This is a genomic window from Pseudoalteromonas sp. SMS1, assembly GCF_021530565.1.
Taxonomy (GTDB): domain Bacteria; phylum Pseudomonadota; class Gammaproteobacteria; order Enterobacterales; family Alteromonadaceae; genus Pseudoalteromonas.
This window is the reverse complement of sequence record NZ_JAKGBI010000034.1, coordinates 19555-31793: the sequence shown is the minus strand read 5'-3', so window position 1 is coordinate 31793 and position 12239 is coordinate 19555. Positions and strand designations below refer to the sequence as shown.

Here is a 12239-nt window from a genome sequence, read left to right as displayed (position 1 = left end):
AGCTTAAAATATTCCCGAGCGGGTCATTAGCTCAGTTGGTAGAGCAGTGGACTTTTAATCCATTGGTCGATGGTTCGAGTCCATCATGACCCACCATTTCTTGTCCTATTCTTTTATTCTTAAATATTCCCTCCTAATCTTGTCATTTACTAGGATTATGTCTGTAATTTTCGTATAATTCGGCCTAATTATGCAATGTGGACTATGTGGTCGAGAGAATGAGTCTAGCAGAACAAATCATGCCTGAGGATTATATATTTCCTCCAAAACCAGCACCGTTGAACGACGAAGAAAAGCAGCAATACAAAGCGCGAATTAAGTCGTTGTTAAAAGAGAAAAATGCCGTATTGGTTGCCCATTATTACACGGATCCAGAGATCCAAGCACTCGCCGAAGAGACGGGTGGATGTGTGGCCGATTCTCTAGAGATGGCGCGCTTTGGTGCCAAACAAGAAGATGCAGAAATCATTATTGTCGCTGGTGTGCGCTTCATGGGTGAAACCGCAAAGATCCTAACGCCAGAAAAAACAGTTGTCATGCCAACTTTGGATGCAACATGCTCACTGGATGTTGGCTGTCCAATCGACGAATTTTCAAAGTTTTGTGATGAGCACCCAGAAAGAAAAGTTGTGGTATACGCAAATACCTCTACTGCGGTTAAAGCGCGTGCTGATTGGATTGTCACTTCATCATGTGCGCTTGAAATCGTTGAGCACTTAGACTCTGAAGGGGAAACCATCATATGGGGCCCTGACAAGCACTTAGGTTCTTATATTCAAAAGAAAACAGGTGCAGATATGATCATGTGGAATGGTGCATGTATCGTTCATGATGAGTTTAAGACGAAAGCACTGAAAGACATGAAAGCATTGCACCCAGATGCCGCCGTGTTGGTGCACCCAGAATCACCAGCTGAGATTGTAGACCTTGCCGATGCAGTAGGTTCCACAAGTCAGTTGATTAAAGCTGCTCAAGAGATGGACAATCAAAAGTTCATTGTGGCAACCGATCGCGGTATCTTCTATAAAATGCAGCAGCTGTGCCCTGATAAAGAGTTTTTTGAGGCACCAACAGCAGGTGAAGGTGCGACGTGCAGAAGCTGCGCGCACTGTCCGTGGATGGCTATGAACGGTTTACAAGCAATTGAAGAAGCGCTTATTAGCCCTGAAGGTAAAGAAGTCTTTGTCGATATGGATTTGCGTGAAGGTGCCCTGCGCTCACTAAATCGTATGCTAGACTTTTCAGCAAGCTTAAAAGGATAATGCGAGATTGGCTGTAATCTAGCCAGTTAAGCGATATTACAAAAAAAGTACTTGCTAAAAGGCGGGGGTTTTCATAGTATTACGCCCGCTTTCAGTGCGGAGAGGTGGCTGAGTGGCTGAAGGCGCACGACTGGAACTCGTGTATAGGTTAACCCCTATCGAGGGTTCGAATCCCTCCCTCTCCGCCATTTCCTTCCCTTTAAAATCACTCGATGTATTTCACTTATTTAATTTTTAGACCACTCAGACTGCATGCAAATGCCCGACGAGTTATCAAAGCCGTTTTTCAAAACGCTGTCTATTGACAATAAAAACATAGTCTTGCTGCCCCGATACGTCGCTCAGTAAACTAGGCTGACTTTTTGTAATATAGAACTAGTTAATAAAGTGCATGTTGGCGTCAGTGCTTCAGCTGTCTTTAAAGCTGCCGAAAACAGTCGAAAAACACCTCAAAGGCTTATCGTGGGCTGATGTTAAAAAGTCCGCAGGTAGAGCATGTTGGATTCGCCCACACAGAATACGTAACGACGGTCTATTCCTTGAGTAGTCTGTGTCCGTGCGGCATATCAAGATGACCAATATTGGATAACAGTCACATAGATAGTCAAAACACGTAATTTTGGTACCATGCGCACTTCGCGTTAGCACGTACTGCGTTGTTACTGATGTGTAATTGCAAGGGGTACAAACCGGAGAAATATGTAGTGGGACGAATTTCAATTGCCTAACATGTAAATCTGGCCGATAATTAAACAAAAGTGCAGCATATATTGCCACTAATCAAAATCAGAGGAAATGATCTTCACAATAGCTCATCGGTCTTAGTGAGGGTCTACGGCGTCATTACTCTGATCACTGAATGTAATGAGTACCTTATAGGCATACTATGCAAGAAGATTTATTAAATTCGGTAATTAGAATTACCAAAACAAGGGATATCGACTCCCTTGAATATAGCTTGTTGTCTACAATTCAAGAGTTTATCGCTTGCCAGAGCATTTCTGTTTACAAAATAATGAGTGGGACCGGACCTTGTACTGTTGAGCGCAGCTTGTCTTTGAATGTGCGTGATGTCGGTGAGTATGAATGGTTAGACAGAGAGGTGATAGATACGCCTCACGCGGAGTTAAACTCTTGCTTACAATCGGCATGTAGTATCACAATGCAAGATCCTAAAGGCATTGAAAGCCGTTGGCTCCCGATCGTCATCCATGAAAAGCCGGTTGGTGCCATCGAGGTGAAAAGTGAAGGGCTAGATAGTGCGCAACAAGTCATGCTGAATGCGTTTGTGAGAATTTACGAAAACTATTTGACCATTTTGCGTGAAAACGAAAGGGATAAATTAACGGGCTTGCTTAATCGTCAGACGTTCGATAAAAAGCTGAAGCAGCTGCTAGAAAAGCAAATGATTGAGCAAAATCGTGCAATTAGAGATGGTCATGATCCAAGAAGCCAGCATCAAGGTGCTACCTCTTGGTTGGCGATGATTGATATAGACCACTTTAAGAGTGTAAATGACACCTATGGACACGTTTGTGGAGATGAGGTGTTATTGATTCTTGCTCAGAAAATGCAGGATTTCTTTCGTTCAACGGACTTACTTTTTCGGTTTGGTGGTGAAGAGTTTGTCATTGTATTCGAACCGGCAGACTATGACTCTATCAAAGATAAAATGGAAAAATTTCTAAACCTTGTACGTCATACGCATTTCCCATTTGTGAAAAAGCTGACTGTGAGTGCAGGGCTTGCGAGAATAAGTCCCTACGATTTTCCAATTAATGTGTTAGAAAATGCAGACAAAGCTTTGTACTACGCCAAAGAACATGGCCGTGATCAGGTCAATTTTTACGAAGAGCTGGTCTCTTTAAAACAAGTTACTACGCACATTGAGAGCAGCGATATCGATTTGTTTTAAATATCGGTCAGTAAGACAGCAATTCTTACTGCTTTGTATTATTTTACTGTTCTAATAAGGACATTTTTTTTACACTGTTCATTCCTGTCTTTTTCCAGCTAAGTGCTTATGTTGCATATAATTCAGTCCAATCGCATGGAGGCGTTGCAGAGCCAGTTTAATACGGTGATGAAAACCGCGCCACTTGATGACCCATTCCAGCAAGAAGTTGTATTGGTGCAATCACCGGGCATGTCTCAATGGCTTAAAAATGGTTTGAGCCAGTGCGTTGGGGTTGCGGCACAAATAGACTTCCCGTTGCCTTTGAGCTTTATTTGGCGTCTTTATCAACAGTTTCTGCCCGATGTTCCAGCTGAATCCCCCTACAACAAAACGAATATGACATGGAAGCTATTTAACATTTTGCCGGAGAAGCTTTCTTTACCTGGCTATGCCTCGCTTGCGAACTATTTGGCCATCGATACTGAGCAAGGGGGGCCGGGGGGAGACGAACCAGATGGGCTGAAGCTATTCACTTTATGCGAAAAAATAGCCGATGTGTATGACCAATATTTAATGTATCGTCCTGATTGGTTGGCAGTGTGGGAAACGGGTGAGGACGCATTAACTGACGTGGATGTGGCTATTGCAAATTGGCAGCCAGATTTATGGCGTGCGCTAATTGCATATACCGATCAGCTTGGTCAAAGTGCTTATAACCGAGCTAATATGCACGAGCAGTTACTCACGGCATTGACCAATGCGCCCACAGAAGCGCTGCCCGAGCGTATCTCTATTTTTGGCCTTTCAGCCATGCCGACCAGCCAGTTAGAAGTTTTTCAGGCTCTGGGCACTAAAGTTGATGTGTTACTGTTCTTTTTCAATCCGAGTGAGCATTACTGGGGCGATCTCGTTGATGAAAAAACGCAGGCCAAGATTAATGCAAAATACGTTAAGCGTCCCGCCATTGAAGCGCACAATGACCAAGAGGAAGATTACTATAATATCGGCAACCCACTTCTATCGTCTTGGGGAAAGCTTGGGCGAGATTATTTAGAGCAATTAATTCAATTAGATGCGAGATGGTTGGATGGGTTTGTCGAGGATTTTAACGATAGCCTCTTGTCGAAAATTCAACAAGAAGTTTACCAATTGGCGTTTAAAGGAGCGTCGTTACAAGCGGACCCAAACTGGTTTGTTAATGATGATGGCAAATTGACCATCAATGACGACGACAACAGTGTTAGCTTACAAGATTGTCATACGCCGCTGAGGGAAGTGGAGTGCTTGCATGACCACTTACTCAACCTATTTAATCAGCACCCAGAATTGACCCCTAAGGATGTGATAGTAATGATGCCAGATGTAGGAAGCTATAGCCCCTACATTGAGGCTGTATTTGGCAGTGCTGAAGGCAAGAGAAAAATCCCTTTTGCGTTAGCTGACATGGCGATTGAGCAGGAAAAGCCGGTACTGACGTCATTTGTTACGCTTGTCAATTTACCATTTAGCCGTTTTGGTGTGTCGGACATTATGGATCTGCTTGGGGTTGAGGCCATCTCAAATCGCTTTGAGATTGAAGAGCGTGAATTTGAACAGATCAAATTTTGGCTTGAACAGGTAGCAATAAAGTGGGGTCTGGATGCGAGTAATAAAGCGGACCATGGTTTGCCCGAAATACCATTGAATACATGGTTACATGGCTTAAACCGCCTGTTGCTTGGGATTGCCAGCGCGCGCGAAGATATCGAATATGCAAATGTGTATCCGGCAGATTTGGTAGAGGGCATGGCAATTAATATATTGAGTAAGTTAGTTGCATTTATAGAAGCGCTGAATAGCGCTAAAGTAAAACTCATAGCCCCCGCAAACCTCGCTCAAAAAGCTGAGTTATTGAAGCAATTGATAGGTGAGTTTTATCATGAAGAGACGGAGCAAAGCTGGGACTTGATGTTGCTGACTAAGCTTACCGATACGCTTCAAAAGCACTTTGACAATGGAGACATGACACACGTGGTAGAACCACGAGTACTTGCATATTTGATCAAGCAAGGGATCCAAGAAAAAGGCGTTGGGCAACGATTTTTAGCCGGTGCAGTTAACTTCTGTACACTGATGCCAATGCGTGCAGTACCTTTTAAAGTCGTGTGCTTATTGGGGATGAATGATGCTGATTACCCCCGTCAAGTACAGCCAATAGGGTTTGATCTTGTGCCTCATTCGTCACGCCGAAAAGGTGACCGATCACGCAAATTGGATGACAGATATCTATTTTTAGAAGCGCTGTTGAGCGCTCGGCTACATTTTTATGTTAGCTTTATCGGTCGTTCATGTTTTAACAATGAGGTGCAAGTGCCCTCAGTGTTAGTGAGTGAATTATTTGAGTATATTGATCGCAGCTTTTATTATCCAAGCTGCGAACTTAAACCCAGTGACAAGCTAAAAACGCAAGCGCCATTACAGCCCTTTAACCCTATTCACTATCAGCAAGGTAATTTTCAAAGCTACAACACCAATTGGCTTTTACAATTTGAAGCGTGTGAAACGAATGAGGCACTCCCTATTCGACAATGTGCACCGGATGAATTGGAAGTGAGTCAATTACTGCGCGCTTGTGTTGCCCCACAAAGCTATTTTTATCAGCACTGCCTTGGCGTTAAGATTAATCCGACGACAGAATATCAAGATGATTCTGAGCCCTTTACTTTAGATCCATTAACGCGCTATCAATATTTACATGAGCTTGTTGAGAGCAATTTGAATGACATGCCAATTAAACCTGCGCAGCTGTTACAAAGAGGTGAGCTTGGGCAAGCCTATATCGGCGAGATACAACTCGAGTCTTTACAACAGCGTGTTTTACCGATGCTCGGAGTGTTGAAGTCTCACCTGACAGATGTCAGAGGCCCTGTAGAAGTTGCCATGACAGTCAACGACATCAAGTTAGTTGGGTGGTTAGATAAGCTCTGTGCAGGACAGCAGGTGTTTTATCGCCCAGCCAGTATAAAGGCGAAAGATAAAATAAGGGCGTTTATATGTCATTTGCTGGCAAACTTGGTGGTTTCTCCTATGCCTACCATTGTTATCGGACTTGACGAGCAAGTGACCTTTGAACCTCTGGATACGCAATCCGCAGAACGGCTACTGAGAGAGTGGATCGAGTTTTATAAGCTCATCAATACTCGACCTATTCCATTTTTTCCTGCAACCAGCTATGCATATGCGAGCACGGACGATTTAGGGAAAGCACAAACAAAATTTGCTGGCGGGCAGTATATTGGTTTGGGAGAGTCAGAAGACCCCTATGTCGCCCTAAATTTTAATTCCCTTGAGCCTTGTTTAGAAGAGTTTATGTCGTTAAGTAAATCAATGTTAGGGCCCATGATAGCCCTTGAGCAGGAGGCACAGCATGGAGATGCTTAATCCACTTACAATGCCCTTGCATGGACACAACTTGATTGAAGCGAGTGCAGGAACGGGAAAAACATATACAATTACTGCCTTGTACTTGCGTTATCTACTTGGACTTGCTGGCAAGAATGCTGGTACATGTTTGAGCGTCGATGAAATCTTAGTGGTCACGTTTACCGAAGCTGCGACACAAGAAATAAAAGACCGAGTGCGGGCGAGAATTATCGATGCCAGAGATGCCTTGTTGGGGGCTGCTTGTGAAGACCCTCTGTTAGTGGCTTTGTTATCGGAAATTGAAGATAAGAAAAAAGCATTTACCTTATTAGATGCTGCTGCAAAGTCGATGGATGAAGCCGCGATATTTACTATCCATGGTTTTTGTCAAAGGATGTTGAAACAACATGCTTTTGAGTCGCGCTTAAGTTTCAATTTAGAGTTTGTTTTGGATGAAACCGAGTTGGTTAAGGTTGCGATAGAAGACTATTGGCGCAAGTTTTTATACCGACTCGATAAGGAGCAAACAGCCCTTGTTTTGGCACAGTTTGCCCATCCTCAAAGTCTTATGAAAAAGCTTCTGCCGCTTTTAGCTAAGTCCACAGCGGTACTAACGCCGAAGGTAAAACTAGAAGACGTGATGGCGGCTAGAGCTACATATGTGGAACGGGCAGGACAGTTTAAACAAGCGTTGAGAGAATCGGAGTTTATAGCATGTTTAGAAAACTCAGGGCTAGCAAAAAATAAAGCGCCAGGACGCAAGGGGAACATTCAAGCTTTATCGGAGTATATGGACTCTGAACATTGGTATTTTGAATTTGGCAGCAGTGGGCATTCATTTAATTTATGGAACCGCGCCCAATTAAGTGACCCTAAAAACTATAAAAAAAATGCGGATCTTATCGAACATCCTATGATTGCGACCTTTGATGAATTGTCTGCATTGCATCACATGGTCAAGTGTCAATTGCCCATAGCCTTGTTACAACATGCTCTGGATGAGGTAAAGCTAATTTTGCTGCAGCATAAACGACTGCAAAGGACAATTTCACCTGACGATCTTTTGGGTAACTTGTTTCAAGCATTGCGATCTGAGGCCGGTGGTGAACTAGCAAGTAAAATCATTCAGCAATACCCTGTCGCTTTGATTGATGAGTTTCAGGATACGGATCCCATTCAATATGGAATTTTTAGCGCGATTTATCAACATGGCGATGAAACCGGATTAACTATGATAGGCGACCCTAAACAAGCTATTTACGGCTTTCGGGGAGCAGATATTTTTACCTACATAGGTGCAAAGCAAGCCGTTGATGACTGTCGTCAATTTACACTGGCTAAAAACTATCGCTCGGCAAAAACGGTGGTAGAAAGTGTTAATACTATTTTTACTCAGCATGACAGTAGTTTTATCTTCAATGAGGCCATTCCTTTTTATGCAGTGGATGCGCAAGGCAAATCTGCGGCGCATAGTTTGTCGATAGAGGGGGACACTGACGGTGTTTTAAGGTTTTGTATTTATGACAACCAAGGAGAAGTTACGAGTAAAGCGCATGCCTATCCTGTACTTGCAGAGATATTTGCAGGAAAAGTTGCCAGCTTATTAACCAAGGCAAAACTGGGGCACGCACATATTGGTGCGACGCCAGTCAAAGCTGCGGATATATGTATTCTTGTTAGAGATAGAAATGAAGCAAGCTTAATGAAGCGAGCACTTAAAACATGTGGTGTGAGTGCCGTGTATCTCGCACGAGACAGTGTTTTTGGTCAACCCATTGCCAAAGCATTGAATCAATTCCTGCATGTTTTACATGGCCCTTATGATGAAGCTGCATTGCGAGGCGTGCTTGCTGCACCACTTTTCTCGCTTAACTATGAACAAATATTCAATCTGGCACAAGATGAACAGCAATGGCAGGGGTATTTAGACTTATTTGCCGAGCTAAAACATATTTGGTATCGAAGTGGTGCCATGGCGATGCTGGAAAAGCTTTTGGTAAATAATCGCCTAGCCAATACTTGGCAAGCTTGTGGCTATGAAGTGGAACGCTGGCTTACTGACTTTAGGCACCTTGCTGAATTATTACAACACAAACAAATCGAGTTGGAAGGCACGCAACGAGTACTTCGGTGGTTGAGTATTCAATGCGCAGAGCAGACCTTAGACGGCGCGCAGTTACGTCTTGAAAGTGATGCAAACTTAGTAAAAATCGTGACGATGCATGCATCAAAAGGGTTGGAGTATCCAATCGTCTTCATGCCTTTTGCAACGGGCTACAGAGAGCCTAATGAAGTGGTTTATCATCGCGATAATACGTTAATTGTCGACTTAGATGCAGATGAAGCGGCTTTATCGCGTGCAGCAAAAGAACGATTGGCAGAAGATATCCGCTTGCTTTACGTTGCATTGACTCGTGCCGTGCATTATTGTGAGCTTGGTTTGTACAACCTGCCCTTGGGGCGAAGTAAAAAGGTCGGTATTAATCAAACGGCACTTGGCTTTGCATTATTTGCAGATACGCCATTCAAGCATGCCAACGAATGGTATGAAGTATTGCAGACACTGTGTGCACAACATGCCGCAATGTCCTGCACAATAGAACAAGAAGCGGTGCCGGTGATTTTTCAAGTCGATGAACCTGAATTAGATCACGACTTGGCAGCTAAAGTACAAACAGCGCACATAGAATGTGATTGGCGCACGACGAGCTTCAGTCAGCTCAGCTACTTGTCTCATCATGATGAACGTCCTTCCGGAGCGTTGGATGAACATCATGAACTCGATTTACCTACTTTGAAAAAATCAGTCATTAAGTCGCCTTATACTTTTGTGAAGGGAGCAAAGGCGGGGAGCTGTTTACACGAAATTTATGAGCAGATTGATTTCACTGCGGCTCATGAGCCACAAAGTACAGAAAGACTGCCCCTGACAGAAGTGGTTTCTAACTGTTTAGAAAAATATCATATCGACTTGGATTGGCATGAGACGGTAAGCCGTTGGGTTGAGCAAAGCCTGCAAACACCGCTGTCCTCATGTGGTGAGTTGATGCTTGGGAAATTACAACCTAAAGACTGTTTGGTCGAAATGGAGTTTTTTCTACCACTAAAAAAACTGCATGCATCCAAGCTTAATAAAGTTGTCAGTGAACTGACAGGTCAACCCAGCTTTTTAAAGTTTGAGGACGTTCAAGGTATGCTAAAAGGTTTCATCGATCTGATTTTTAGATGGCAAGGGAAGTATTACATCCTGGACTATAAGTCGAACTATTTGGGTGACAATATTAATGATTACAATGATGTAAACTTAAACTCAGCGATGTCGTCACACCAATATCACTTGCAATATTTGATTTATACTGTGGCGCTTCATCGCTTATTGAAATATCGCCTATCGGATTATGAGCCCAATGTACACCTAGGTGGTGTGTATTACTTATTCTTGCGGGCACTGCCTGATGGTGGCGGTATTTATTTCAATCAATTAAATGAGGCGCAAATAAATATGCTGGATGCATTGTTTGAGCAGGAGGCAGAGTAATGTCTCAGTTTTCTTTGGATTTTAGCCACGATCATTTTGATGATGTGTTGTTTCAAAGTGTATTACTCAAACAAAAAAAAGTCCGTGATGTCGATATTGCGCTAGCCAAGCTGCTTTGTGAGGGCAACACAGGGGATGTGTTTTATTTCGTCTTGTTGCTATTGCAAGCTGAGAAAAGTCAAAATAGCTGCTTAGTTTTGAACGATATTGACTGGTATAATCCTTTCTTGTTACAGAACGAGTTGATTATTGAGCCGATTGAGTTGAGCCCCTTTAAAGACCAAGCGGCGGCAAGAGAAGCGCTAAAGCAACATAACGCGGTGGGTGAAGGTAAACCCTTGGTGTTGTTCAACGACCATTTATATTTGGCTAGGTTAGCGCACTATGAAACGTATTTGGCACATCGATTTTCTGAATTGGCCAGTCGCGAAATTCGGATTAATCACGAAGCACTCATCAGATTACTGGGCCAATACTTCCCTCAGCAACAAACATCAGAAGTGGATTGGCAAAAAGTAGCGTGTGCTATCGCAGCATTGAGTGCATTTTGTGTGATTACCGGAGGACCCGGCACGGGTAAAACCACCACGGTAACCAAACTGTTGGCAATACTACAGTCTCTTTATCAAAACGCCCCGCTCACAATTAAGCTGGTGGCCCCAACTGGAAAGGCCGCTGCGAGACTCAGTGAGTCAATAATAGGCGCCAAAGGTAGGCTTTCTCTGGCCCCTGAATTGGCGGAGCGAATTCCTGAACAAGCACAAACAATACATAGGTTGCTCGGCGTCATTCCAAACAGCAATAAATATAAGCACCATGCTGGCAATCCATTACATCTCGATTTACTGATAGTCGATGAAGCCTCTATGGTAGACTTATCGTTAATGGCTAAGTTAGTGGCTGCGCTCCCAACAGGCGCGCGATTATATTTATTAGGTGACAAAGATCAGTTAGCGTCGGTCGACACGGGCTGTATATTGAACGACCTGTGTGCCGACTTAGTGCTTGGTGTAAACCCATCATATTCAAGTCAACGCGCTCAATTACTCAATAAAGTATGCTTTGATAGTGAACCCCAACTAACCGGTTCAAAAAGTGCTTATCGTCTGCAAGATGTGATGGCTTTTTTACAAAAAAGTCACCGTTTCAAAAGTGATAGTGGTATTGGCCAGTTGGCGATGGCCGTAAACAATAATGACCAACATCACTTAGATTGGGTGTTGAATCAGGGGTTTAATGAACTGAGTTTACATACCTTGACCAATGACTCTTATACACAGTTAATTGAACGAGCTGCACAGCACTACAGCCAATACATTATGGCAATGCAAAGCCAGCAAACGGCACAGGTAATCCACGGGCTCTTTTCTGATTATCAATTGCTTGCAGCTGTGCGTGAGGGGCCATATGGCGTGAACGAGCTAAATAAGCGGGTAGAACGTAAACTAGCAGAGAAAGGCCTGATTTACCCCTACAGCCGATACTATGCTGGTATGCCTATTATGATCACGCAAAATGATTACCAATTAAAGCTTTTTAATGGCGATATTGGGATTATTTTACCCAATGAAGCAGGGATATTGCAGGCGACTTTTATTGATGAACAAGGGGTTTTAAGGGCTTTTAACCCCGCTCGATTGCCGAGTCATGAATTAGTTTATGTGATGACAATACACAAATCTCAAGGTTCTGAGTTTAAGCACACAGCGATGATCTTGCCACCGATACAAAGGGCAAAGCAAGGGGTGAACAGGCAACTGGTATACACTGGTATCACACGAGCAAAGAATCATTTCGAACTTGTTTATCAGCCACAAGTACTCAGGTTAGCGATGAATAAGTCAGTAGGTAGAAACTCTGGATTAAGAATGAGGTTAATTCAAGGTAAATAAATTGCTTTTTATTTGTTTCATTTGGATATTGGGCTATTGTTATGTTTCAAGCACAAAGATGACATTTTAGCTGCTTTAATATTGCCCAGTGAATGTGCCGCCAAATGCTGTATGGCGGCCTTTTTTTATGTATATCTCAATACTTAGCATTCTGTGCACGCTGCCTCTTTTTACCTCCTTTAGCCTGTTTTAGGTATTGTTCATTATTTGACATTTAGCGATGAAAGTCGCTAGATTAAACTTTGTTT

Annotated in this window: 5 protein-coding genes and 2 tRNA genes; all 7 read left to right on the top strand. The window is 43.2% G+C overall.

Going from position 1 to position 12239, the window contains the following annotated elements:
• Positions 1 to 20: 20 nt before the first annotated feature.
• The 7 genes from L1286_RS23310 to recD all read left to right on the top strand — a co-directional run bounded on the left by L1286_RS23310 (position 21) and on the right by recD (position 11991).
• Positions 21 to 96: transfer RNA gene (locus L1286_RS23310), tRNA-Lys, on the top strand.
• Positions 97 to 218: 122 nt separating this feature from the next.
• On the top strand, positions 219 to 1262 hold the full coding sequence (gene nadA / locus L1286_RS23305) for a quinolinate synthase NadA (RefSeq protein WP_235409426.1): 1044 nt from the start codon (positions 219 to 221) through the stop codon (positions 1260 to 1262).
• A gap of 98 nt (positions 1263 to 1360) precedes the next feature.
• Positions 1361 to 1450 (top strand) — tRNA-Ser (locus tag L1286_RS23300).
• A 698-nt stretch (positions 1451 to 2148) separates the two neighbouring features.
• Positions 2149 to 3177 carry a GGDEF domain-containing protein gene (locus tag L1286_RS23295; protein ID WP_235409425.1) on the top strand — a complete coding sequence of 343 codons (1029 nt, stop codon included), beginning with the start codon at positions 2149 to 2151 and terminating at the stop codon, positions 3175 to 3177.
• Positions 3178 to 3285: 108 nt separating this feature from the next.
• Complete coding sequence (recC, locus tag L1286_RS23290; RefSeq protein WP_235409424.1) at positions 3286 to 6579, top strand: exodeoxyribonuclease V subunit gamma; 3294 nt, start codon at positions 3286 to 3288, stop codon at positions 6577 to 6579.
• Entirely contained in the window at positions 6566 to 10099 is a 3534-nt protein-coding gene (gene recB, locus L1286_RS23285) for an exodeoxyribonuclease V subunit beta (protein ID WP_235409423.1), read from the top strand. The genes recC and recB overlap by 14 nt, the downstream gene beginning before the upstream one ends.
• On the top strand, positions 10099 to 11991 hold the full coding sequence (gene recD, locus L1286_RS23280; RefSeq protein ID WP_235409422.1) for an exodeoxyribonuclease V subunit alpha: 1893 nt from the start codon (positions 10099 to 10101) through the stop codon (positions 11989 to 11991). The genes recB and recD overlap by 1 nt, the downstream gene beginning before the upstream one ends.
• The last annotated feature ends 248 nt before the right edge of the window (positions 11992 to 12239 follow it).

What these genes read in the sequence shown, in the direction of transcription:
- L1286_RS23295 (WP_235409425.1), top strand. Translation starts at nt 2,149, where the DNA reads ATGCAAGAAGATTTATTAAATTCGGTAATTAGAATTACCAAAACAAGG.
- nadA (WP_235409426.1), top strand. Translation starts at nt 219, where the DNA reads ATGAGTCTAGCAGAACAAATCATGCCTGAGGATTATATATTTCCTCCA.
- recC (WP_235409424.1), top strand. Translation starts at nt 3,286, where the DNA reads ATGTTGCATATAATTCAGTCCAATCGCATGGAGGCGTTGCAGAGCCAG.
- recB (WP_235409423.1), top strand. Translation starts at nt 6,566, where the DNA reads ATGGAGATGCTTAATCCACTTACAATGCCCTTGCATGGACACAACTTG.
- recD (WP_235409422.1), top strand. Translation starts at nt 10,099, where the DNA reads ATGTCTCAGTTTTCTTTGGATTTTAGCCACGATCATTTTGATGATGTG.